Below are 23,206 nucleotides of genomic sequence, written 5' to 3'. Positions count from 1 at the left end.
CGATACACACGCCCCGGCGCGATGAGAAATCGGCTCCGAGCAGCGCTCGTCAGGCGTGGATCCGGGGCCAACCGACGGCCTCCTCGAGCTCGAGCGCGAGGCCGAGCAGACGGGCCTCGCGGCCCGCTCCGGCGCCCAGCATCATGCCCTGCGGCAGCCCGTCGGCAGTGGTCGCGAGAGGCAGGGAGATCGCCGGCTCGCCGGTCGCGTTCTGCAGCGGCGTGAAGGCGACCCAGTCCATCAGCCGGCCCATGACCTCGTCGTAGTCCTGGTCGGGGCGCAGGTGCCCGACCAGCGGCGTGGCCGTCGCGAGCGTCGGCGTGAGCGTGACGTCGTACGACGCCCGGTGGCGCGCCGCGAGCCGGCGCGAGCCGCGCAGCAGCGCGATCGAGAGCGGCTGCCTGGGCAGGCTGCGGGCGGCGTGGCGGGCGAGGCCCAGGGTGAGGTTGTCGAGCCTGGCCGGGTCGAAGGTGGGGCCGAAGTCCTTCCGCCCGCGGCGGACGATCACGAGCGCGAGCAGCGACCAGAACCGCACGAAGTGCTCCGGGAAGCTGTCGGGGACCGGGTTGTCGATCTCGTCCACGTGGTGGCCGAGCCGCTCGAGGAGGGCGGCCGTCCGCAGGGTCAGCTCGCGCACCTCCGGGCTGCACTCGCGCCCGATCCCCGTGGTCACGACGGCGATCCGCAGCCGCGCCTTGCCGGGCCGGGCGACGTCCCCGACCGGGGCGAGGAGCGGGTTGCGCCACACCTTCTCGGCCTCGCGGTAGAAGGCGGCGGTGTCGCGCACGCTGCGGGTCAGCACGCCGTCCGAGACGATCCGGACGGGCATCTGGCGCATCATCCGGTCCTGGGCCAGGCGCCCGCGCGTCGGCTTGAGGCCGACGAGGCCGTTGACCGCCGCCGGGATCCGGATCGACCCACCACCGTCGTTGGCGTGCGCGATCGGGACGGCGCCGGCGGCGACGAGCGCGGCCGAGCCCGCGGACGAGGCGCCCGCGTAGTGGTCGGTGCTCCAGGGCGAGCGGACCGGGCCCAGGCGGACGTGGTCGGCGGCGCCGGAGAAGCCGAACTCCGAGAGCTGCGTCTTCCCGAGCGGGAGCAGGCCGGTCGCGAGGTACATCCGGGCGAGGTCGCCGTCCTCGCGTGCCGGGCCGGCGACGAACGCGTCGGAACCGTGCTGGGTCGGCATGCCGGCCACGTCGACGTTGTCCTTGACGAACGTCGGCACGCCCGAGAAGTAGCCCGCCCGGGGTCGGCGGGCCTCGTCGCGGGCGCGGTCGAAGGCGGCGTGGGCCACCGCGCCCAGCGCCCCGTCGACCTGCTGGGTGCGGGCGATGGCCGCATCGACCACCTCGCCCACCGAGACCCGTCCGGCCCGCAGCGCCTCGACCACGCCGGTCGCGTCGAGGTCGGCCAGGGCGTCGTCGGTGAAGGCGTGCACGCGCGTCATCCGGTGAGGCTAGGACAACACCGGGACAAATGGGTGGCGGGTGGCGATGCCGTGGGGGCAGCGTGGACGCCATGAGCAGCAGCGACTACTGGGACGCCGAGAGCGCGGCGTCGTACGACGAGAGCTCGGCGTTCATGTTCGGCCCCGAGGTGCTCGACCCCGCGGTCGACCTCCTCGCCGACCTGGCCGGTGACGGGCCGGCCCTGGAGCTGGCGGTCGGCACCGGACGGGTCGCGATCCCGCTGGCCGCACGCGGCATCGCGATGAGCGGGATCGAGCTGTCGCAGCCGATGGCCGACCGGCTGCTGGAGAAGAGCCCCGGCTTCGACGTCACCGTGGGCGACATGGCGACCACGACGGTGCCCGGCGAGTTCAGCCTCGTCTTCGTCGTGTGGAACAGCATCGGCAACGTCCGCACGCAGGCCGAGCAGGTGGCGGTCTTCCGCAACGCCGCCGCCCACCTCGCACCCGGCGGCCGGTTCGTGGTCGAGCTGTGGGTGCCCGGGATCCGGCGGTTCCCGCCGGGGCAGGCGGCGGTGCCGTTCCACGTCGGGGAGCACCACGTGGGCCTCGACACCTACGACATGACCACCCAGCAGGGCACCTCGCACCACTACCGCCGCCACGACGACGGGACGGTGACCTACGGCGCCAGCAACTTCCGCTACATCTGGCCGGCGGAGTGCGACCTGATGGCGCAGCTCGCCGGGATGGAGCTCGAGCGCCGGGTGGCCGACTGGCACGGCTCACCCTTCACGAACGACTCCGAGAGCCACGTCTCGGTCTGGCGCAAGCCGCTCTGACGTCAGGCGGTGCCGCGGCGGTGGCAGCCCGCGAGGTGGTCGTCGACGAGGCCGATGGCCTCCATCAGGGCATGCATCGTGGTGGGGCCGACGTGGGCGAAGCCGGCCTTCTTGAGCGCCTTGGACAGGGCGAGCGACGCGGGAGAGGTGGTCGGCACGTCCCCGGTCAGCACCGGCGCGGGGCCCGGCTCGGGCCGGAACGACCAGATGAAGGCCTCGAGCCCACCCTGCTCGCGCAGCGCGACGGTGGCCCGGGCGTTGGTGATCGCGGCCTCGACCTTGCGGCGGTTGCGCACGATGCCGGTGTCGGCCATCAGCCGCTCGACGTCGGCCGGACCGAAGGCCGCGACGGCGTCGGCGTCGAAGCCGGCGAACACCTCGCGGAAGCGGGGGCGCTTGTTGAGGATCGTCAGCCAGGAGAGCCCGGACTGGAAGGCCTCCAGCGTGAGCCGCTCGAGGTGCGCCGCCTCGCCGCTGACGCGGACGCCCCACTCCGTGTCGTGGTAGGCGACGTAGACGTCGGAGCTCGCGCCCCAGGGACACCGCGCGATGCCGTCGTCACCGACGACCGGGCCGATTCCGCTCTCCACCCCAGCATCCTCGCCCACGCCACCGACAACCCGCGCGACCATGCCGCCGACTCGGCGTCAGTGGCGGAGCTTGAGGCGGACGTTGGGCATCTCGGGCGCGGGGATGGAGTCCATGTCGATGTCGACGACCCCGAAGCGCCCGTCGACCTGCCGGCCGTCGTCGATCTGGGCCTGCCACTCCTCGCGGTAGCCGACGATCTCGTCGTGGGTGCGGCCGATGAAGTTCCACCACATCACGATCGCCTCGCCGAACGGCGGGCCGCCGAGCACGAGCATCCGCGACTCCTCGAGCGCGGTGATCGTGAGGGTCGTCCGCCCCGGGGACACGTAGGCCAGGTCGCTCGGCTTCAGCTCGACGTCGTCGACCGACACCAGCCCGACGTCGAGCATGACGCCGTGCTCGAAGCCCTCGTCGACCTCGATCTCGAGCGTCTTGCCGGTCGCCAGCATCAGCTCGGCACCGAGCAGGGGCGTGTGGGTGGTGACCGGGGACTCGGCGCCGAGCAGCGAGCCGAGGAAGACCCGTGCCTCCCAGCCCGGCCCGCGCACCGGCTTCGGCGCGAAGTGCTCGAACGACGGGTCGGTGTGGCGGGTGCCCTCGGGCAGGGCGATCCAGAGCTGGGCGCCGTGGAGCACGTCGGTGCCGGCGGTCGAGACCTCGGAGTGGCTGATCCCGCGACCCGCGGTCATGAGGTTGAGCTCGCCCGGCCGGACGGTCGCGTGGTTGCCGGCGGAGTCGCGGTGCTCGATCTCGCCCTCGAAGAGCCAGCTCGCCGTCTGCAGCCCGGTGTGCGGGTGCGGCGCGACGACCATGCCGCCGGTGTCGGTGACCTCGTCGGGACCGTAGTGGTCGACGAAGCACCACGCACCGATGAGTGAGCGGTGGCGCTGCGGGAGCGTGCGTCGTACGCGCATGGCCCGGGGACCGCCCAGAGGGACCTCGCGCGAGGTGAGCACGTCGATGTGCGGGGTCATCGCTGGCCACCGTACCCGTCCCGGCGAATCCGTGTGGCGGAGTCCGCGGAGTCGGGCGGGCTCAGCTCAGGTGGTGGGGCCGTACGTCGCTGCGGCCGGCGCCGCCGCTGTCGCTCGCCTCGGCCCCGGAGTGCCACGTGCCGCGCTCCGCGAGCCGGACGACCAGCGACTTCGACGCCGGCGTCCGGCTGCCCTCGGCCATGTGGTCGAGCGGGACGAGCGGGTTGGTCTCGGGGTAGTAGGCGGCCGCGCAGCCGCGGGGCTGGTCGTAGCCGACGATGCGGAAGTCGCGTGCGACCCGCTCGCTGCGCTCGCCGGTGCGCGGATCGGTCCACTCCCCCACCAGGTCGACCACGTCGCCCTCCGACCAGCCGAGCGCGGACACGTCGTCGGGGTGGACGAAGACGACCCGGCGGCCGTTCTTGATGCCGCGGTAGCGGTCGTCGAGGCCGTAGATGGTGGTGTTGAACTGGTCGTGCGAACGCAGCGTCTGGAGGATCAGCCGGCCCTCGGGGACCTGCAGCACGTCGAACGGCGTGACGCTGAGGACCGCCTTGCCGGACGGGGTCGTGAAGGTGCGGCTGTCGCGCGGCGGGTGCGGCAGCACGAAGCCGCCGGGGGTGTCGACGCGCCGGTCGTAGTCGTCACAGCCCGGCACCACGCGCGCGATCCGGCGGCGGATCTCGGTGTAGTCGGCCCTCAGGTGGGCCCACGGCACGACGTGGTCGGCACCGAGCGTCGCGAGGGCCGTCGAGCAGATGATGTCGACCTCCGAGCGCAGGTGCTCCGAGGCCGGCTCGAGCGGGCCCTTCGACGCGTGGACCGCGGACATCGAGTCCTCGACGGTGACCCGCTGCTCGCGACCGCCGGTCATGTCCTTCTCGCTGCGGCCGAGCGCCGGGAGGATGAGCGCCTCGCCGCCGGTGACGACGTGCGAGCGGTTCAGCTTGGTCGAGACCTGCACGGTCAGCGCGGCGTTGCGCATCGCCTTCTCGGTGACCTCGGTGTCGGGGGTGGCGCCGACGAAGTTGCCGCCCATCGCGAAGAAGACGCGGGCCTCGCCGTCCTTCAGCGCGTGGATCGCCGCCACGGTGTCGTGGCCGTGCTCGCGCGGCGAGGTGATCGAGAACTCGGCGTCGAGCCGGTCGAGGAAGTGGTCGGGCACCCGCTCCCAGATGCCCATCGTGCGGTCGCCCTGGACGTTGGAGTGGCCGCGCACCGGGCACACGCCCGCGCCCGGCTTGCCGATGTTGCCCTGCAGGAGGGCCAGGTTGACGATCTCCTTGATCGTGCCGACGGCGTTGCGGTGCTGGGTGATGCCCATCGCCCAGCAGGTGATGGTCGCCGGGGAGTCGCGGAAGTAGGTCGCCGCCTCGGTGATCTGCGCACGCGAGAGGCCGGTGGCCTGCTCGACCTGCTCCCAGTCGAGGTCGGCCACGTGGGCGACGTAGTCGTCGAGCCCGGTCGCGTGGTCGGCCAGGAACTCGTGGTCGAGCGCGTCCCACTCGACGAGGAGGTGGCCGATCGCCTGGAAGAGCGCCAGGTCGCCGTTGATCCGGACCGGCAGGTGCAGGTCGGACAGCGCGGTGCCGCCACCGACGACGCCCTTGGCGTGCTGGGGGTTCTTGAAGCGGACCAGCCCGGCCTCCTGGAGCGGGTTGATCGAGATGATCTTCGCACCGTTGTTCTTGGCCTCCTCCAGCGCGCTGAGCATGCGCGGGTGGTTGGTGCCGGGGTTCTGCCCGACGACCACGAGGAGCTTGGCCCGGTGGATGTCGTCGAGGCTGACCGAGCCCTTGCCGATGCCGATCGTCTCGACCAGCGCGGTGCCGCTCGACTCGTGGCACATGTTCGAGCAGTCGGGCAGGTTGTTGGTGCCGAAGGACCGGACGAAGAGCTGGAACGCGAACGCGGCCTCGTTGGAGACCTTGCCGGAGGTGTAGAACACGGCCTGGTCGGGGTGGTCGAGCGCGTTGAGGTGGCGCGCGACCGTCGCGAAGGCGTCGTCCCACGAGATCGGCTCGTAGTGGGTGGCCCCGGGCCGCAGCACCATCGGCTCGGTGATCCGGCCCTGCTTGCCCAGCCAGTACTCCGACCGGTCGGCGAGGTCGGCGATCGAGTGCCGGGCGAAGAAGTCGCGGTCGAGGAGCTCCTTGGTGGCCTCCTCGGCGACGGCCTTCGCGCCGTTCTCGCAGAACTCCGCGGCGTGGCGGTGACCGGCGTCGGGGTCGGGCCACGCGCAGCCCTGGCAGTCGAAGCCGTCGACCTGGTTGAGCCTGAGCAGCGTCTGCGCGGTGCGGACCGGGCCCATCTGCCCGACGGCGCGGCGCATCGCCACCGCCACCGCCGTCACCCCGGCCGCCGCGTGGGCCGAGCCGTCGACCTTCGGGTCGTCCTCGACCGGGTCGATCTCCGGAACGCCTCGCAGGCGGTCGGTCACCTTCTTCTTCAGCCGCGTCACCCCTCCCATCCTGCCTCCTCGCCCCAGCCGAGCGACAGAGGCGTTAATGCTTCGTGGGTTCGGGGTCCGGGCGCCTAGGGTCGTGCGGGTCATGCAGGACTTCCCTCCCCGGATCGCGACGTTCTTCACCGGAACCGACGACGCACCCACCCCGGACCCCGACACCCGGTCCCCTGCGGCGTTCCTCCGCTGGGTCCTCGGGCAGCAGAAGGGCCTGATCGCCCTCTCGTCCCTCTGCTACGCGCTGTGGTTCCTCCCGATGACCCTCGGACCCTGGATCTTCGGCCGCGCGGTGGACGACGGCATCGTCGGCGGGTCGGTCGCGGCGCTGCTGGGCTGGGCGGCCCTGCTGCTGGTCGTCGTCCTGATCGGCGGCGTCTTCGGGGTCGTCTCCCACACCCTCGTGGTCCGCAGCTGGCTCGTCGGCCTCTACGGCACCCTCGAGATGGTCACCCGCAAGGTGGCGCAGATGGGGCACGTGCTGCCCCGGCGCTCCCCCACCGGCGAGGTGCTCAGCGTCGCGTCGAGCGACTCCGACGAGTTCGGCGCGCTCACCGAGATCGTGGCGCGCACGGCCGGCCAGCTGGCGTCGTACCTCACCGTGGCGTTCATCGTGCTGACGATGTCGTGGCAGCTCGGCGTGCTCACGCTGGTCGCCGCACCCGTCCTGGTCGGCGCCGCACTGCCGCTGCTGCGCCCCCTCCACCGGCGCCAGGAGGTGGAGCGCTCGCGCACCTCCGACCTGACCTCGCTGGCCACCGACATCGTGGCCGGGCTGCGGATCCTGCGCGGCATCGGCGGCGAGCAGACCTTCGGCGCCAACTACGACCGGCAGTCGCAGTCGGCGCGGCAGGCCGGCGTCGCGGCCGGGATCTGGCAGGCGGTGGTCGAGGCCGTCGGTGTCCTGCTCTCCGGGATCTTCCTGGTCGCGCTGGTCTGGCTGGGCACCCGGCAGGTCCAGGAGGGCGCGCTGACCGTCGGCGAGCTGATCACCTTCCTCGGCTACGGCCTGTTCATGGTCGGCCCGATCCGGACCTTCTTCGAGTTCGCGCAGAAGGTGACCCGCGCCCTGGTGAGCGCGCGCAAGGCCGTCGCGATCTTCGAGCAGCGACCCCCGTGGCGCGACCCCGCGCAGCCGGTGGCCCTCGACGGCACGGCCGGCCTCCACGACGACGCCAGCGGGCTCGACGTACGACCCGGGCTGCTGACCGTCGTGGTCAGCGCAGTGCCCGAGCAGAGCGCCGCGCTCGCCGACCGGCTCGGTCGCTACCTGCCTGCCGACACCGAGCCGGCGCCGACCGAGGACGAGGCGGGAGCCAAGGGCCGCGCCGCGCGCCGTGCCCGCGCCGCCCGGGCGCAGGAGCGCGCCCGCATCGCCGCGCTCGACGAGGAGCGCGCCGGCCGCGACTGGGGCGTGACGCTGGGCGGGGTGGACCTCGCCCGCGCCAGCCTGGGAGACGTACGCCGCCAGGTGCTGGTGAGCGACACCGGCAGCCAGGTCTTCGCCGGCACGCTGCAGGACGCCGTCGACCCGCACGGCCGGCTCACCCGCGAGGAGGCCGAGCACGCGCTGCGGGTCGCCAACGCCGAGGACGTCTACGACGCCCTGCCGGAGGGCTGGCAGGGCCAGCTCGACGAGCGCGGCCGCGGCCTCTCCGGCGGCCAGCGCCAGCGGGTGGTCCTCGCCCGGGCGATCGCCACCGACGCGCCCGTCCTGGTCCTCGTCGAGCCGACGTCCGCCGTCGACGCGCACACCGAGGCCCGCGTGGCCGAGCGCGTCGCCGAGACCCGGCGGGGGCGCACCACGGTCGTCGCGACGGTCTCCCCGCTGTGGCTGCACCACGCGGACCACGTCGTCCTCCTCCACGACGGGACCGTGGCGGCCGAGGGCGACCACGCCGACCTGCTGGCCGGCAACGACGACTACCGGCGCGTGGTCGCGCGGGCCCTCGACGACGAGGAGGTGGCTCGATGACCTCGATGGCACCCGACCTCCTGGCCACCTCGGCGGAGACGTGGCGCGACCGGTCGGCCGACCCGCCCGTCATCCCCGACGAGCTGCGACCGCCCGGGCACGGCGGCGCACGCGCTCGCAACCGGGCCCTCTGGCAGCGCCACGACCTGCGCCGCCAGCGCGCCGAGGACGTGTACGCCGCCTCCCGCAACCCCGTGCGCGGCTGGCCCGTGTCGGGCAACCGGGCGGTGCTCGCCTTCTTCGGCGACCTGGTGCGGAGCCGCAAGCGGAGCTTCGTCCTGCTGGTCGTGCTCAACGCCCTGGCCGCCGGGTCCGCCCTCGTCGTGCCGCGCCTGCTCGGGGAGCTGGTGAACCGCGTCCAGTCGCAGGGCGCCGGGGTGACCGGGCTGGACTCGCTCGCGCTCACCGTGGTCGGGGTCGTGGTGCTGCAGGCGCTCTTCACGTTCGCCGCCCAGCGCACCTCGACGTACTTCGGGCAGGACCTGCTCGCCTCCGCCCGCGAGTACGTCGTCGGCACGATCCTGCGGCTGCCCGTCGGGCGCGTCGAGAGCGCGAGCACCGGCGACCTCGTCACCCGCGTGACCCGTGACGTCGGCACGATGGCGCGCTCGGTGCAGTGGGGCGTGCCCCGGCTGCTGATCTCGCTGCTGACGGTCGTGCTGTCCGTCCTCGCGATGCTGCTGAACTCGCTCGTGCTGGCCGTGCCCGCGCTGCTGGTCTTCGCGCTCTGCGCCCCCGCGGTGCGCACCTACCTGCGGCGCGCGCCCAAGGCGTACATCACCGAGGGGGCGACGTACTCCCGGATCAACACCACGCTCACCGAGACCGTCGAGGGCTCGCGGACGGTCGAGGCCCTCGGCCTCTCCGCACGCCGCGTGCGCGCCGGTGGCGACGACATCGAGGTCTCGGGCCAGGCCGAGCGCTACAGCATGACGCTCCGCAACGTGCTCTTCGCCGCGCTCAACGGCGCCTTCCAGGTGCCCCAGGTCGTCACGCTCGTGGTCGGCGCCTACGGCTACAGCCGGGGCTGGGTCGACCTCGGGCAGATCACCGCGGCCATGCTCTACGTCGTCGCGCTGGGCGAGCCGCTCGACGCGGTCATCGGCGAGGTCGACCGGCTGCAGGTCGGCGCCGCCTCGACCAGCCGGCTCCTCGGGATCGCGGAGGTGCCGCCCGACCGCGAGGCCGGCGACCGGCTGCCCGACGGCGTCGAGCTGGCAGCTGCGGACCTCCGCTTCGCCTACCGCGAGGGCCACGACGTGCTGCACGGCGTCGACCTGCGGCTGGCCGTGGGCGAGCGGCTCGCCGTCGTCGGCCCGAGCGGGTCGGGCAAGTCGACCCTCGGGCGGCTGCTGTCCGGCATCAACCGGCCGCGCACCGGGACCGCCCGGGTCGGCGGGGTCGACCTCGTCGACCTGCCGCTGGAGGTGCTGCGGACCGAGGTCGCGCTGGTGACCCAGGAGCACCACGTCTTCATCGGCACCGTGCGCGACAACATCGTCCTCGCGCGCGAGGACTCCGACGACGACGCCGTCCGCGACGCGCTGCGGGCCGTCGGCTCGCTGGCGTGGGTCGAGCGGCTGCCCGACGGGCTCGACACGATGATCGGCTCCGGCCGGTTCGCCCTCACCCCCGCGCAGGCCCAGCAGGTCGCGCTCGCGCGGCTGATCATCGCCGACCCGCACACCCTCGTCCTCGACGAGGCGACGTCGCTGATCGACCCGCGGACCGCCCGCACCCTCGAGGGCTCGATGAACAACCTGCTCACCGGCCGCACCGTCGTCGCGATCGCCCACCGGCTCCACACCGCCCACGACGCCGACCGGATCGCGGTCGTCATGGACGGGCGCATCGTCGAGCTCGGCAGCCACGACGAGCTCATCGCGCTCGACGGGGAGTACGCCGACCTCTGGCGGGCCTGGACGTCCTGAGGTCGACTCCCTCCAGGCGTCCGACTCGCCCGCCCGTCGGGCCTTGAGTCTCCTGGAGACTCAGGAGCGAGCGGCGGCCTGGCGGCGCAGGGCGATCCGGTTCCAGGTCCAGAAGCCCCAGCCGAGGAGGACGCAGCCGGCAGCCGCGACCGCGAAGCCCAGCACGGACCGGCCGGCGTACGGCGCGAGCACGGCGGCGCTGACGGCGTTGAAGACGAGCGTGACGAAGGACGACGCCGACATCACCGCACCGCGGCGCGCAGGCACGAGGTCGAGCATCAGGAGCTGGATGTTGGGGAAGGCCAGGCCGTTGCCGAAGGCGACGAGCGAGATGCCGACGACGGCCCAGGGCAGCATCTCCCCGGCCGGGGTCAGGGCGACGAGGATGCCGACGACCGCGCCGACCGTGCTGACGGCGTACCCGAACGTGACCAGCTCCGAGCTCGTGACGGTGCGGCCGAAGCGACCGCTGGCGACCGACCCGACGACCATGCCGCCGATCATCGGGACGAAGAGCTTCCAGAAGTCGAGCTCGCCCTCGCCGAGGAGGTCGACCACGAAGATCGAGGCGCCGCCGATGTAGAGGAACTGGGCACCGAACACGAGGGTCGCGGCCCAGGTCATCCGGTGGAAGGACGGCACGCGGGCGACCTGGACGAGGCCGCGGAAGATCTCGCCGACCCGCAGCGGCACCCGGCGCTCGACCGGGTGGCTCTCGGGCAGCAGCGCGACCGAGAGCACGATGAGCAGGAGCGCCATCACGGCCATGAACCAGAAGACCGTCTCCCACGGACCGACCTGGATGAGCAGGCCGCCGATGATCGGGGCGATGGCCGGTGCGACGCCGAAGATCACCGCGACCTGGCTCATCATCCGCTGGGCCTGCGGGCCGTCGAAGAGGTCGCGGATGACCGTGCGGCTGACGATCGTGGAGCCACCGGCGGCGAGGCCCTGCACGACGCGGCCGACGAGCAGCAGCTCGAGGGTCGGCGCGAACGCGCACGCGACCGAGGCGACGGCGTACACCACGAGCGAGCCCATGATGACCGGGCGCCGACCGATCGCGTCGGACAGCGGACCGTGGAACAGGCTCATCGTCGCGAAGGCCAGCATGTAGGCCGTGACCACGAGCTGGAGCTCGTGCGAGCCGACGTCGAGCGCCTCGCCCATCTGCGTGAACGCCGGGAACGGCGTGTCGATGCTGAACGGGCCGATCATCGACAGGAGCGCGAGCACGAGGGGGATCAGCACGACCGCCCGGGAGGCGACCGCCCGGTCCCGGGAGGAGTCGGTGGCGGTCACCTCGAAAGTCTAGTCGCGGACATGGGTTAGCCCGCGGGCGGTCTCAGCTGTTGCTGAAGACCGCGTCGTCGTCTCCCTGCGGCCCGCGACCGGCCCACGTCCAGGCGTAGGCCGGGTCCTCGACCGCGAGGCCTCCCTCACCGAGCTCGAGCGGGGCGAAGGTGTCGACCATGACGGCCGACTCGTCGAAGTAGTGGACGCCGAGGCTGGCCTCGATCGCGCTCGGCTGAGGGCCGTGCGCGTGGCCGCCGGGGTGCAGGCTGATCGAGCCGAGCCCGATCCCCGAGCCCTTGCGCGCCTCGTAGTCGCCGCCGACGTAGAACATGACCTCGTCGGAGTCGACGTTGGAGTGGTAGTAGGGCACCGGGATGGCGAGCTCGTGGTAGTCCACCTTGCGGGGCAGGAAGTTGCAGATGACGAAGTTCCAGCCCTCGAAGACCTGGTGCACCGGCGGCGGCTGGTGGACCTTTCCGGTGATCGGCATGTAGTCCTCGATGTTGAACGTGTAGGGGTAGAGGCAGCCGTCCCACCCGACGACGTCGAAGGGGTGGGTGGCGTACGTCATCCGGGTGCCGACGATGCCCGCGCTGGTGCGGTGCTTGACCAGCACCTCGACGTCGGTCCCCTCGGCCCGGAACGTCTCGTCCGGTCCGTGCAGGTCGCGCTCGCAGTAGGGCGCGTGCTCGAGCAGCTGGCCGAAGCGCGAGAGGTAGCGCTTGGGCGGGTGGATGTGGCTGTTGGCCTCGATGGCGTAGAGCCGGGACGGCTCGGCCGGCACCCAGCGGTGGTCGGTCGCGCGCGGCACGACGACGTAGTCGCCGGCGCGGTAGGGCACGACGCCGAAGACGGTCTCGACGGTGCCGGTGCCGGACTCGACGAAGACGCACTCGTCGCCGATGGCGTTGCGGTAGAGCGGGGAGGCGTCGGTGCCGGTGACGACGTAGGTGATCCGGACGTCGTTGTTGCCGAGCACGAGCCGGCGTCCCTCGACCGGGCAGGTCCCCGTCGCGAGGTCGTGCAGCGTGAGGTGCCGCGGCTTGAGCGGGTGGTTGGGCGTGCGCGACTGGTCGGGCAGCTCCCAGACCTCGCTGTTCGTGATCGCGCTGGGCACGCCGCGGCGGTAGAGCAGCGACGAGTCGGACGAGAAGCCCTCCTCGCCCATCAGCTCCTCGCGGTAGAGGTGGCCGTCGTCGTCCCGCAGCTGGGTGTGGCGCTGACGCGGCAGCCGCCCGAGGGCTCGGTAGTGGGCCATCCGCCCGCTCCATTCATCCGATTATCGGACACTGATGTCCGCTATCTGGTGGCTAGAGTAGACCCGTGGCACCCGCTGACGCACCTGTCCTTCCCGACCCGCACCCGGCCCCGCTCCCCGAGGCCTGGCGCGCACTGATCGACGACGCGGCGATCTTCCCGCCGGGCGACGTGCCGATCCACGAGGCCACGGCGGCCTTCGGCACCCGCCGGACGGAGTGGTACGCCGACCTCGTCGGCAGCTTCGTCCTCCGCGACACCGACCTCCCGCTCGTGCGGGGCTTCGGCGGCCCGCTGTCGGTGGTCGTGACCGGCGGCGCGGGCCAGCTCGCCGGGCCGATCGGTGCCGCGGCCAGGCTCGGGCTCGAGGTCGCCGCGGTCGAGATCGCGGTCCGCGACGTCGACGACCCGGTCGGCAACGTACGACGCATCGACGCCGCCGCACGCGACGCGGACATCGACGTGCCGATCTTCGTCGAGCTCCCCGGGCCGGCGACCGCGGCGTGGCTCGCGGCCGCCGACGAGGTCGCCGCCTGCGACCACCAGCTGAAGCTCCGGCTCGGCAACGTCGACCACGACCTGGTCCCGGACTCCCCCACGGTGGCGGCCTGGATCGACGCCGCGCTCGACCGCGAGCTCCGGTTCAAGGCGACGGCCGGCCTGCACCGCGCCGTCCGCCACGACCCGGAGGGCGGCGGGGCGCACGGCTTCCTCAACGTGCTCGCCGCGACGCAGGCGCTCTGGGACGGTGGCACCGTCGCTGACGCGACCGACGTGCTGGAGCAGCGCGACGGCGCCGCCCTGGCCGCCGGCCTCCCGGGACCTGGCCCGTCCTCGGCCCGCCGCTGGTTCACCTCGTTCGGGTCGTGCTCGGTGTCCGAGCCGCTCGACGACCTCATCTCCCTCGGACTGCTGGAGGCACCGTGACCACGCTGACGACCTGGGTCGAGGGAGCCGCCGGCTCCGGCTTCGATGTCGACCACCTCCCCTACGGAGTCTTCGCCCGCTCCGGCGAGCACCCGCGGGTCGCGGTGCGCATCGGCGACTTCGTGCTCGACCTGAGCATCGTGGCGGCGGCCGACATGGTCGACACGCACGCGCTGTTCGACCAGCCGACGCTCAACCCGTTCATGGCGGCCGGTCCGGAGGCCTGGGCCTCGACCCGGACGTGGGTGACGGGACTGCTCACCGACGAGACCGAGCGCGACCTCGTCGAGCCGGCACTCTCGCCCGTCGACTCGGTGCGGATGCTCATGCCCTTCACGGTGGGCGACTACGTCGACTTCTACGCCTCCGAGCACCACGCCTCCAACGTCGGCCGCATCTTCCGCCCCGACCAGGAGCCGCTGCTGCCGAACTGGAAGCACCTCCCGGTCGGCTACCACGGCCGCTCCGGCACGGTCGTCGTCTCGGGCACGGACATCGTCCGCCCGTCGGGCCAGAGAAAGGCCCCCACCGACGCGCTGCCGTCGTACGGCCCCTCGGGTCGGCTCGACATCGAGGCCGAGCTCGGCTTCGTCGTCGGCGTGCCGTCGGAGATGGGCGAGCGCGTCGCGACCGCCGACTTCGCGCGGCACACCTTCGGCGTCGTCGGCCTCAACGACTGGTCGGCGCGCGACCTCCAGGCCTGGGAGTACGTCCCGCTCGGCCCGTTCCTCGGCAAGTCGTTCGCCACCTCGATCAGCGCGTGGGTCACCCCGCTCGCGGCGCTCGACGCGGCGTGGACCGACCTGCCCGGCCAGGACGACCCGGAGGTGCTCGACTACCTCCGCATCGACGGGCCCGCCGGTCTCGACATCGAGGTCGAGGTCGTCCTCGACGGCGAGGTCGTCGCCCGCCCGCCCTACCGCTCGATGTACTGGTCGCCCGCGCAGATGCTCGCGCACACCACGGTCAACGGCGCCAGCGTGCGCACCGGCGACCTGTGGGGGTCGGGCACGATCTCGGGCGCCGACCCCGGTCAGCGGGGGTCGCTGCTCGAGCTCGGCTGGGGTGGGAAGGAGCCGTTCACGGTGGCAGGGCGCGAGCGCACGTTCCTCGAGGACGGTGACGAGGTGACGCTGCGCTACACCGCTCCCGGCACGGGCGGTGGCCGGATCTCGCTCGGCGAGGTCACCGGCCGGGTCCTCCCCGCGCACTGACCTGCCCCCTGGCATCCAGCCAGAGGTCAGGGTCCGTTCACCTCGCTGCGCCAGCGTGCGCAGCATGCGTATCGCCCAGCTGGCCAACTTCGTGGGACCCGCGTCGGGAGGCATGCGCACCGCGCTGCGCGCCCTGGGCAGCGGCTACGTCGAGGCCGGGTGCCGGCGCCTGCTCGTCGTGCCCGGCCCCGAGGACGCCCGCGAGTCGACGCCGCTGGGCGACGTCGTCCAGCTGCGCGCACCGCGCGTCGGGGGCGGCTACCGGCTGATCGTCGAGCCGTGGCGGGTCACCGAGGTGCTCGAGCAGTGGGAGCCGACGTCGATCGAGCTGAGCGACAAGCTCACGCTCCTGCCGGTCGCCCGGTGGGCCCGCCGCAACGGTGTCGGGTCGGTGCTCCTGTCGCACGAGCGGCTGGGCGACATGCTCGCGCTCCGCACCGGCTTCGACACCACCTCGAAGGTCTCGATCGGCCTGCTCAACCGGCTCCTCGTGCGCAGCGTCGACACCGTCGTGGTGACCTCGGCGTACGCCCAGCAGGAGTTCCAGGACGTCGCCGACGCGGCCGGCTGCCCGGTCGTGCGGGTGCCGCTCGGCGTCGACCTCGACACGTTCCGGCCGCACGCGCGCGGTGCGTTGCGACCTGACCGGGGGGAGCTCCGGCTCGTGCACGCCGGCCGGCTGTCGCGGGAGAAGAGCCCGCACCTCGCCGTCGCCACCGCCGTCGAGCTGCACCGTCGCGGCGTGCCCGTGCGGATGGACGTCTACGGCGTCGGCCCGCACCGCGACGAGCTCGAGGAGATCGCCGGCGACGCCCCGGTCCGCTTCCGGGGCTACGTCGACTCGCGGGCCCGCCTCAGCCGCGCGCTGGCCCACGCCGACGTCGCGCTCAGCGTGTGCCCGAGCGAGACGTTCGGGCTCGCCGTGCTCGAGGCGCTGGCGTCCGGCACGCCCGTCGTCACCGCCGACCGCGGTGGCGCGCGCGAGCTCGTCGACGCCTCCTCCGGCGCGTGGGGCGCCCCGGAGCCGGGAGCCCTGGCCGACGCGGTGCTGGAGGTCGCGGCCCGCCCCACGGCGTACCGCCGCGCAGCCGCCCGGGCACGCGCCGAGCGCTACCCGTGGTCGGCGACGGTGGAGTCGATGCTGGCGGTCCACTCGTCGGTCGCGATGCCGGCCAGCCGCTCGCGCGCGCGCCGGGTGATCAGCAGCAGCGCGGCCGCGGCGGCCACGACCAGGGAGCCGATCACGATCGCCAGGTAGGCGCCGTGCAGTGAGGAGTCCATCGGCGCGACCAGCCCGGAGACGAGCGAGAGCGCGACGAGGGCGGCCGTCGCGCCCCGGCCCAGCCGGAGGACCGCGACGAACGGGACGAACCACAGGAAGTACCAGAGGTGGACGACCGGGCTCAGCGCCACGGTCGCGGCCATCACGAGCGCGAGCGAGCGGACCGCCTCGCGCCGGTCGCCGGTCGGCCTGGTGAGGAGCACCCACGCGGTGACGACCACGATGCCGACCTGCGCGACGAGGCGGACGATGTCGAGGAAGGTCTCGTCGGGAGTGCCGAGCCCGATGAGCTGGGAGACGAGGTCGAACCAGCCGCCGACGACGGTCGGGATGGAGAGCGGGGTGTTCACCGTGCCGGGCACCGCGAGGGCTCCGAGCCAGCCGATGCCCAGGCCCCAGACGACGCCCGGCAGCACGAGGGCCGCGACGGCGACGACGCCGACCCGGGCGGTGTGGCGCAGGCGTACGGCGACGGTGGCCGCCGCGGGCAGGGTGACCAGCACGACGGCGACGCAGACCAGCCCGCCGGGGAGCTTCACCCCCGCGGCGAGGCCGCCGAGCACGGCACCGGCTGCCCAGTGGTGCTCGCGGGCGACGACCAGCGCGGCCGCCATCAGGCCGACCATCAGCAGGTCGTTGTGCAGGCCGGCGATGCCGTTGGACACCATCAGCGGCGAGGCCAGCACGAGGCACGACGCCAGTGCGGGGTTGGCGCCGCACCAGCGCGCCAGGCGCGGCACGGCCCAGGCGAGCAGCACCAGCCCGACCAGGGCCATCGCCCGGTGGGCGACGACCAGGAGCCACGGGTCCGCCGTGAACCCGGACGCCACGTCCCCGCCGATGAGCGGCACGGGGCCGTAGGGGGCGGGGGTGGCCATCCAGCGCGGGTCGACGCCCTCGGTCAGAGGCCCCGGGATCGACCGGGGACCGACCAGGCTCCACGGCCCGTAGTCGTAGGGGGAGATCCCGCGGTGCGCCAGCATGCCCTGGGCGGCGTAGGACCAGCCGTCGCGGGAGAAGAGCGGCGGCGCGACGAGGAGCGGGAGCGACCAGAGGACGGTCGTGTTCCGGACCCGGGCGAGCATCGCGCCCTGGTCACGCTCGTCGGCGCGTGCGGACTCACGGCACAGCTGCAGCCAGGCGGAGGCCAGCATGCCCAGGCCGACGAGGACGACGACCAGTCCTGCCATGCGTCCCCACTGCGATCCGCGCAGGACCTGCAGGAGGTCGACCGCGGCCACGGCCGCGCTCGGAGGGATCGTCGCGACGACCAGGCCGCCCAGCAGGACGAACACGCTCCCGACGACTCCACGTGACACCACGAAGCGGACGGTAGGGGCGGTCGCCGACCGCGAACCGACGCCGGGGTGAACGCCCGGATAACCCCTTCGCTGCCCTTTCGCCGCACTTTAGGGTGAGTCCGTGAGACAGCTCGGCCAGTACGCCGCCCCGCGGCACGCGATCGCCCACCTCTCCGACCCGCACCTGATCGGCGGGGGCGGGCTGCACTACGGCGTCGTGGACAACGTCGCGAACCTCCGCCGTGCGCTCGCCCGCCTCGCCGCCGTACGTCCGGCGCCGCAGGCCCTCGTCTTCACCGGCGACCTGGCCGACCAGGCGGAGCCCGATGCGTACGCCACCCTCCGCTCGATCGTCGAGCCGGCGGCTGCCGAGATGGGTGCCGTCGTGATCTGGACGATGGGCAACCACGACGAGCGCGCGCCCTACGCCCGCGGCCTCTACGACTCCGACGACGACGGCTTCCAGGACCGGGTCCACGTCGTCGACGGGCTGCGCATCATCGCCCTCGACACGAGCGTCCCGGGCTACCACCACGGCGTGCTCGAGCCCGCGCAGCTGGAGTGGCTCGCCGCCGAGCTCGCCACGCCGGCCGAGCACGGCACCCTGCTCGCCATGCACCACCCGCCGCTGCCGCTCCCGATGCTGCGGGCCGCCGAGCTGATCGAGCTGCACGACCAGCAGGCGCTGGCCGACGTCGTCACCGGCACCGACGTGCGCGGGATCCTCGCCGGCCACCTCCACCTCTCGACGTGGTCGACCTTCGCCGGCGTACCCGTGTCGGTCACCTCCGCGAGCTGCTACACCAGCGACCCGGCGCCGGTCGACCGCTTCGTGTCGGGCGTCGACACCAACCAGGCCTTCACGATGGTCCACGCCTACGACGACCGGTTGGTCCACACCCTCGTCCCTCTCGAGCGCGGCGTCGAGGTGAGCCAGGTCGGCACCGACATCGCCGAGGCGCTCGAGACGATCCCCCTCGAGCAGGCCTTCGAGCTCGCCTCGTCCAAGACCTCCCAGTTCAACAACTAGCCCCCGAAAGCCTCTCCTCGTGCGACTCCTCCTCATGCGCCACGGCCAGACCCACGCCAACGTCTCCGGCGCCCTCGACACCGCGCACCCCGGCGTCGACCTCACCGACCTCGGCCGCGCCCAGGCGGTCGCCGCCGCCAAGGCCCTCGCCGACGAGCCCCTCGACGCGATCTACGTCTCCAGCCGCGTGCGTACGCACCAGACCGCCGCCCCACCGCCGACGACCGCGCCCTCGTGCCGACCCAGCTCGACGGGCTCGAGGAGATCGACGCGGGCGACTTCGAGATGCGCCACGACCACGACGCCGTCGCCGGCTACATCGGCACCGTCGCGACCTGGCTCGAGGGCGACGTCGCCGCCCGGATGCCCGGCGGCGAGACGGGCGAGGAGTTCCTCGCGCGCTACGACGCCGCCGTCCGGCAGATCGTCGACGCCGGTCACGCCTCGGCACTGATCGTCAGCCACGGCGCGGCGCTCCGGACCTGGACCTCGTCGCGGATGCTGCCCACCCCCGACGCTCCCCCGGCCACCGAGCCGCTCCACAACACAGCCCTCATCGTCCTTGACGGCGACTTCGACGCCGGCTGGAGCCTCGTCTCGTGGCAGGGCCACCCGGTCGGCGGCGACTTCCTCGAGGACGCCTCCGCCCCCGATCCGACGGGTGACCTCGACTCCGACGGTGACGGGAAGGTCGGCTGAGACGGGCTCGCCTGGCTGGAGTCACCGGATATCCGGTGACCGCCCCGGTTGTCGGACCAGATCTCGGACGACAACCGGGAGACTCGGGTGCAAAGGTCGCTGGAACGAGCCGATCTGTCAGCATATGCTGACGCCATGACCAGGACATCGGTGGACACCGGCGACGGTGGCGGCATCTTCAACGAGCTCGCGGCGGTGCGGGAGGCGAAGAAGGACCTGTCGCGGCGCGAGGAGGTTGCCGTACGCCGGGCGCGCAACAGCGGCCTCAGCTGGGCCGAGATCGGGACCCTGCTCGGCGTGACCCGGCAGACCATGCACCGGAAGTACCGCAAGGTCGGCTGACACCAGCGGGTCGTCCGTCAATCACTGGACTTGTCAGGCCTTGCAAGCGCCGACATGTTGAGTGATCCCCGGTCAGCCGGGGATCACGACGAGCCTCAGACGCCCTCGGTGCCGATCCCCGGGTGCACGAACGGCCGCCCGGACTTCATCTGGTCGATCGCCCCGGGGTGCAGGCGGGCGAGGTGGTCGATGCCGCGGCGGCGGTAGCGCAGGGTCTGGAGGACGCCGAAGGCCCAGAAGAGGTACTGCACGGAGAGCGCGAGCTTGAAGTCACTGAGGGAGTACGACCCCATGCCGCCGGAGGCTGACAAGTCGAGGACGACGCCGATGAGCGCCATCGTCAGCAGGGAGGCGGTGAAGCCGCCGATGTTGACCAGCCCGTTGGCGCGGCCCGTCTCGTGGGTGGGGTTGAAGGAGCGGGCCAGGTCGAAGCCGACCATCGCGGCCGGTCCGCCGCTCGCGGTCGCGAAGGCCATCACGACGACGAGCCAGTGCGGTGCGGCGCCGGGCCAGAGCAGGACCGCGGTCCACGCGACGACCATCGCGATGACGATCCCGATCACGATCCACGAGCGGTAGAACGGCAGCCGAGCCACCAGCCGCGCGGTCACCAGCCCGCTGACCACGGCCCACGCGGTCATCGCCATCAGCAGCGTGCTGGCGCCCCCGGAGGACCAGCCGAGCCCCTGTACGAGGAACGGGTAGCCCCACAGCAGCGCGAACACGGTCGCGGAGAACTGCGAGGTGAAGTGCGACCACATCCCCAGCCGGGTCCCGGGGTTGCCCCACACCGTGCGCACTGACAGCGCGAGCGCGCGCAGCTTGATCGCGACGACCTCGTCGCTGCGGTAGGGCGAGTCCTTGACGAGCAGCGCCACGGCGACGACGAGCACGAGGCCGATGCTCGAGGTCGTGGCGAAGGCACGGGTCCAGCCGAGCTCGTGCAGGAGGTACGACAGCGGGCCGGCCGCGGCGATCGCGCCGAGCTGGCCGGTGAGGCCGGTGACCTGCGTGACCATCGGCGCCTGGCGCACCAGGAACCAGACCGTGACGAGCCGGATGACGCTGATGAAGATCATCGCGTCGCCCGCTCCGACCGCGGCCCGCGCGGCGACGGCGGCGGGGAACGACCCCGCGAAGGCGAAGGCGAGCTGCCCCGCCGTCATCAGCCCCAGCCCGCCGAGCAGCATCGCGCGCGAGCCGAAGCGGTCGAGCAGCACGCCCACCGGCACCTGCATGCCGGCGTACACGACGAGCTGGAGGACGGTGAACGTCGCCAGGCTTGTCGCGCTGATGTGGAACCGTTCGGCGGCGATGATGCCGGCGACGCCGAGCGAGCTGCGGTGGAAGACCGCCAGCACGTAGACCGCGAGCGCGACCGCCCAGATCACCCAGGCGCGCCTCTTGCCGATGTCGTGGACCTGCTCGGTGGTCACTCCTCGCCCGCTCCGGGGAGCCCCAGGGCGGTGTCGAGCTCGGCGCGCGACGGCGGGTCGGCGCCCGGTCGCGAGACGTTGATCGCGGCGCCGATCGCCGCGGTGGTGACGGCCTCGAGCACCTCGCGGTCTGACAGCGCGCGGATCGCGTCACCGCTGCCGGCGCCCGCGACGCCGAGCCCGAGGAGCGCGTCGAGCAGCACCCCGCTGAAGGTGTCGCCCGCGCCCACGGTGTCGGCCACGGCGACCGGGACCCCGGGCACCTCGAGCGGCGCGCCACCGGGGCGTACGACGACCGCGCCCTCGCCGCCGCGGGTCACCACGACGAGCGCCGGACCCGCCTCGGCCCAGCGGGCGGCGGTGACGACCGGGTCGGCGTCGGGGTGGAGCCAGTGGAGGTCCTCGTCGCTGACCTTCACCACGTCGGCGAGCGCGACGAGCTCCTCGACGCGTGCGACCGGGTCGGCGCGGTCGGGGGTGATCGCCGGGCGGGCGTTGGGGTCGAGCGACAGGAGGGCGCGACCCCGGTGGGCACGGAACGCGGCCAGGACCGCGTCCGCACCGGGTGCGAGCACCGTGGCGATCGACCCGACGTGCAGCACGTCGCAGTCCTCGTCGGGCACGGCGGGGAGGTCCCAGTCGAGGTCGAAGACGTAGGACGCCGCGCCGGACGCGTCGAGGGTGACGGCGGCGCTGGAGGTGCGGCCCGACCCGGTCGGCTGGGCGAGCACGGTGACGCCGCTCGCCTCGAGCCACGCGCGCACCACGGCGCCGCGCTCGTCGTCGCCGAGGAGGGTCACGAGGCGTACGTCGCGACCCAGCCGGCCGAGGGCGATGGCCACGTTGGCCGGGCTGCCGCCGGGCAGGTCGCGCGGCATGCCGTCATGGTCGGGGACGACGTCGACGAGCGCCTCGCCGACGACGAGGACCCTGGCTGCTGCGTCCGTCCGGTCCGTCGTCATGGCTCCCATCATGCCGCCCATCAGGCCGACGCCGAGAGGGCCACGGCGCTCGCGAGACTCGGCGCGAGCGGGAGCCGGGGCAGCAGGGTCGCCTGGACCGCGTGGTAGAGGTCGGGCTTGCCCGGCCACACGGTCGCGGCAGGCTGGTTCGCGGTGTCGAGCTCGTGATGCCACGACCCGCGCTCGGTGTCGCGGAGGTGCTCGACCACGTAGTCCCACCACTCGGCCGACTGCAGCGCGAAGCCCTCCTCGCCGGTACGACGGTGGAGTGTCGCCGCGGCCGCGGTCGCCTCCGCGGCGACCCAGTGCATGCGCGTGCGCACGACCGGCTCGCCGGACCAGTCGGTGGTGTAGACGAAGCCCGGTGCGCCGTCGACGTCCCATCCGTCTGCGACCGCCCGGTCGAAGAGGAGGCGGGAGGTGTCGAGGAGGCCGGCGGGGGCGGAGTCGCCGAGGGTCGCCTCGAGGTGGAGCAGCAGGCGCGCCCACTCAAGGCCGTGCCCGACGGTCGCACCGTAGGGCTTGAACGGGTCGTCGGGCCGGTCGCGGTTGAGCTCGAGGTCGGGCGACCAGTCCGGTCCGAAGTGCTCGGGCAGGCGACCTTCGTGGGCCGCGGCGAGGTCGACCACCATCTCCGCGATCCGGGCGGCGCGGTCGTGCCAGGCGCGGTCGCCCGTGGCGTCACCGACGGCGAGCATCGCCTCGACGGAGTGCATGCTCGAGTTGAGGCCGCGGTAGGGCAGGGGCGCGGTCCACGCGCGGTCCCACTCGTCGGCGACCCGGCCGAGCGAGTCGTCCCAGAACCGCTCGAGGAAGACGTCCGTCGCCTCCTCGAGCAACGGCGCGGCGCCGGGCAGGCCGGCGACCACGGCGGTGGAGCCCGCGAGCATCACGAAGGCATGGGCGTAGCAGGCCTTGGTCTCCTCGACCGGCGCGCCGCCCGCGTCGACCGACCCGAACCAGCCGCCGTGCTCGGGGTCGCGCAACGTCGTACGCAACCCGGCGAGCGCCGCGGTCGCGATCGACGCACTGCCCTCGACGCCCATCAGAGCGCCGAGGCCGAACACGTGCACCATCCGGCTCGTGATCCACGTGTGGACCGGCCGCGAGAGGTCCGGCGCACCGTCGTCGTCGAGCCACGCCGCGCCGCCGGTCGGGTGGACGACCCGGCGGCCGAAGTCGAGGAGGCGACGGCACTCGGCGTCCAGCCAGGCGTCGTCGGGACCGAAGGGCACCGAGGGGGTGGAGGAGATCGGGTGGCTCACCCCGGCAGTC

General features: G+C 73.2%; 17 protein-coding genes and 2 pseudogenes. 9 read left to right on the top strand and 10 right to left on the bottom strand.

The genetic code is table 11. The annotated features are described in order from the left end of the window. Positions 1-49 precede the first annotated feature (49 nt). Entirely contained in the window at positions 50-1,450 is a 1,401-nt protein-coding gene (locus BLV76_RS10595; RefSeq protein WP_090969092.1) for an amidase, read from the bottom strand. A gap of 71 nt (positions 1,451-1,521) precedes the next feature. On the opposite strand from BLV76_RS10595, the gene BLV76_RS10590 reads away from it, so the two are divergent. Then, the gene (locus BLV76_RS10590; RefSeq protein ID WP_090969091.1) at positions 1,522-2,253 is read left to right on the top strand and encodes a class I SAM-dependent DNA methyltransferase; all 732 of its coding nucleotides are present in this window, start codon (positions 1,522-1,524) and stop codon (positions 2,251-2,253) included. 2 nt (positions 2,254-2,255) lie between these two features. Here the strand turns inward: BLV76_RS10590 and BLV76_RS10585 are convergent, their stop codons facing one another. The 3 genes from BLV76_RS10585 to BLV76_RS10575 form a co-directional block, all read right to left on the bottom strand. Further along, positions 2,256-2,843 carry a DNA-3-methyladenine glycosylase I gene (locus BLV76_RS10585; RefSeq protein ID WP_245734628.1) on the bottom strand — a complete coding sequence of 196 codons (588 nt, stop codon included), beginning with the start codon at positions 2,841-2,843 and terminating at the stop codon, positions 2,256-2,258. Between the two features lie 57 nt (positions 2,844-2,900). Next, a complete protein-coding gene (locus BLV76_RS10580) occupies positions 2,901-3,818 on the bottom strand; it encodes a pirin family protein (RefSeq protein ID WP_090969089.1) in 918 nt (305 codons plus the stop codon). Positions 3,819-3,879: 61 nt separating this feature from the next. Next, positions 3,880-6,279, bottom strand: coding sequence for an FdhF/YdeP family oxidoreductase (locus tag BLV76_RS10575; protein ID WP_342711703.1), 2,400 nt, complete (start codon positions 6,277-6,279; stop codon positions 3,880-3,882). Positions 6,280-6,370: 91 nt separating this feature from the next. Between BLV76_RS10575 and BLV76_RS10570 the strand changes: the two genes are divergently transcribed. Continuing rightward, positions 6,371-8,254, top strand: coding sequence for an ABC transporter ATP-binding protein (locus tag BLV76_RS10570; protein ID WP_090969087.1), 1,884 nt, complete (start codon positions 6,371-6,373; stop codon positions 8,252-8,254). Beyond that, a complete protein-coding gene (locus BLV76_RS10565; RefSeq protein WP_090969086.1) occupies positions 8,251-10,185 on the top strand; it encodes an ABC transporter ATP-binding protein in 1,935 nt (644 codons plus the stop codon). The genes BLV76_RS10570 and BLV76_RS10565 overlap by 4 nt, the downstream gene beginning before the upstream one ends. A gap of 60 nt (positions 10,186-10,245) precedes the next feature. Here BLV76_RS10565 and BLV76_RS10560 read toward each other — a convergent pair whose 3' ends face one another. Both BLV76_RS10560 and BLV76_RS10555 read right to left on the bottom strand, forming a co-directional pair. Further along, positions 10,246-11,487 (bottom strand): multidrug effflux MFS transporter, encoded by a 1,242-nt coding sequence (locus BLV76_RS10560; RefSeq protein ID WP_217630319.1) that lies wholly within the window; start codon positions 11,485-11,487, stop codon positions 10,246-10,248. Positions 11,488-11,530: 43 nt separating this feature from the next. Beyond that, on the bottom strand, positions 11,531-12,739 hold the full coding sequence (locus BLV76_RS10555) for a homogentisate 1,2-dioxygenase (RefSeq protein WP_090969085.1): 1,209 nt from the start codon (positions 12,737-12,739) through the stop codon (positions 11,531-11,533). Positions 12,740-12,804: 65 nt separating this feature from the next. Between BLV76_RS10555 and BLV76_RS10550 the strand changes: the two genes are divergently transcribed. The 3 genes from BLV76_RS10550 to BLV76_RS10540 all read left to right on the top strand — a co-directional run bounded on the left by BLV76_RS10550 (position 12,805) and on the right by BLV76_RS10540 (position 16,137). Continuing rightward, complete coding sequence (locus BLV76_RS10550; RefSeq protein WP_090969084.1) at positions 12,805-13,665, top strand: hypothetical protein; 861 nt, start codon at positions 12,805-12,807, stop codon at positions 13,663-13,665. Then, positions 13,662-14,879 (top strand): fumarylacetoacetase, encoded by a 1,218-nt coding sequence (gene fahA / locus BLV76_RS10545; RefSeq protein ID WP_342711699.1) that lies wholly within the window; start codon positions 13,662-13,664, stop codon positions 14,877-14,879. The genes BLV76_RS10550 and fahA overlap by 4 nt, the downstream gene beginning before the upstream one ends. Before the next feature lie 64 nt (positions 14,880-14,943). Next, positions 14,944-16,137: a glycosyltransferase gene (locus BLV76_RS10540; RefSeq protein ID WP_090972593.1), complete on the top strand. Its 1,194-nt coding sequence runs from the start codon at positions 14,944-14,946 to the stop codon at positions 16,135-16,137. Here BLV76_RS10540 and mptB read toward each other — a convergent pair. Then, a pseudogene (gene mptB / locus BLV76_RS23080) lies at positions 16,134-17,480 on the bottom strand (polyprenol phosphomannose-dependent alpha 1,6 mannosyltransferase MptB); the annotation flags it as partial. The gene BLV76_RS10540 and the pseudogene mptB overlap by 4 nt on opposite strands. Before the next feature lie 103 nt (positions 17,481-17,583). Here mptB and BLV76_RS10535 point away from each other — a divergent pair. The 3 genes and pseudogenes from BLV76_RS10535 (at position 17,584) to BLV76_RS10525 (ending at position 19,533) form a co-directional block, all read left to right on the top strand. Then, positions 17,584-18,492 carry a metallophosphoesterase gene (locus BLV76_RS10535; RefSeq protein WP_090969083.1) on the top strand — a complete coding sequence of 303 codons (909 nt, stop codon included), beginning with the start codon at positions 17,584-17,586 and terminating at the stop codon, positions 18,490-18,492. 34 nt (positions 18,493-18,526) lie between these two features. Further along, positions 18,527-19,191, top strand: a pseudogene (locus BLV76_RS10530) (histidine phosphatase family protein). Between the two features lie 135 nt (positions 19,192-19,326). Beyond that, positions 19,327-19,533, top strand: coding sequence for a sigma factor-like helix-turn-helix DNA-binding protein (locus BLV76_RS10525; protein ID WP_139306543.1), 207 nt, complete (start codon positions 19,327-19,329; stop codon positions 19,531-19,533). 95 nt (positions 19,534-19,628) lie between these two features. On the opposite strand, the gene BLV76_RS10520 is transcribed toward BLV76_RS10525, so the two are convergent. The 3 genes from BLV76_RS10520 to BLV76_RS10510 are packed head-to-tail and all read right to left on the bottom strand — an operon-like array spanning position 19,629 to position 23,196. Further along, the gene (locus BLV76_RS10520) at positions 19,629-20,969 is read right to left on the bottom strand and encodes an MFS transporter (RefSeq protein ID WP_090969081.1); all 1,341 of its coding nucleotides are present in this window, start codon (positions 20,967-20,969) and stop codon (positions 19,629-19,631) included. After that, on the bottom strand, positions 20,966-21,931 hold the full coding sequence (locus BLV76_RS10515; RefSeq protein WP_090972591.1) for a carbohydrate kinase family protein: 966 nt from the start codon (positions 21,929-21,931) through the stop codon (positions 20,966-20,968). Before BLV76_RS10515 ends, BLV76_RS10520 begins: the two co-directional genes overlap by 4 nt. Positions 21,932-21,951: 20 nt before the next feature. Beyond that, positions 21,952-23,196 (bottom strand): AGE family epimerase/isomerase, encoded by a 1,245-nt coding sequence (locus tag BLV76_RS10510; protein ID WP_245734627.1) that lies wholly within the window; start codon positions 23,194-23,196, stop codon positions 21,952-21,954. Between the last annotated feature and the right edge of the window lie 10 nt (positions 23,197-23,206).

The sequence above is a fragment of the Nocardioides exalbidus genome, assembly GCF_900105585.1.
In the GTDB taxonomy this organism is placed as follows: Bacteria; Actinomycetota; Actinomycetes; order Propionibacteriales; family Nocardioidaceae; genus Nocardioides; species Nocardioides exalbidus.
Note: the sequence above shows the minus strand (reverse complement) of the source record. Positions and strands in the feature narration are given on the sequence as shown.

What these genes read in the sequence shown, in the direction of transcription:
- BLV76_RS10595 (WP_090969092.1), bottom strand. Translation starts at nt 1,450, where the DNA reads ATGACGCGCGTGCACGCCTTCACCGACGACGCCCTGGCCGACCTCGAC.
- BLV76_RS10590 (WP_090969091.1), top strand. Translation starts at nt 1,522, where the DNA reads ATGAGCAGCAGCGACTACTGGGACGCCGAGAGCGCGGCGTCGTACGAC.
- BLV76_RS10580 (WP_090969089.1), bottom strand. Translation starts at nt 3,818, where the DNA reads ATGACCCCGCACATCGACGTGCTCACCTCGCGCGAGGTCCCTCTGGGC.
- BLV76_RS10570 (WP_090969087.1), top strand. Translation starts at nt 6,371, where the DNA reads ATGCAGGACTTCCCTCCCCGGATCGCGACGTTCTTCACCGGAACCGAC.
- BLV76_RS10565 (WP_090969086.1), top strand. Translation starts at nt 8,251, where the DNA reads ATGACCTCGATGGCACCCGACCTCCTGGCCACCTCGGCGGAGACGTGG.
- BLV76_RS10555 (WP_090969085.1), bottom strand. Translation starts at nt 12,739, where the DNA reads ATGGCCCACTACCGAGCCCTCGGGCGGCTGCCGCGTCAGCGCCACACC.
- BLV76_RS10540 (WP_090972593.1), top strand. Translation starts at nt 14,944, where the DNA reads ATGCGTATCGCCCAGCTGGCCAACTTCGTGGGACCCGCGTCGGGAGGC.
- BLV76_RS10525 (WP_139306543.1), top strand. Translation starts at nt 19,327, where the DNA reads ATGACCAGGACATCGGTGGACACCGGCGACGGTGGCGGCATCTTCAAC.
- BLV76_RS10515 (WP_090972591.1), bottom strand. Translation starts at nt 21,931, where the DNA reads ATGACGACGGACCGGACGGACGCAGCAGCCAGGGTCCTCGTCGTCGGC.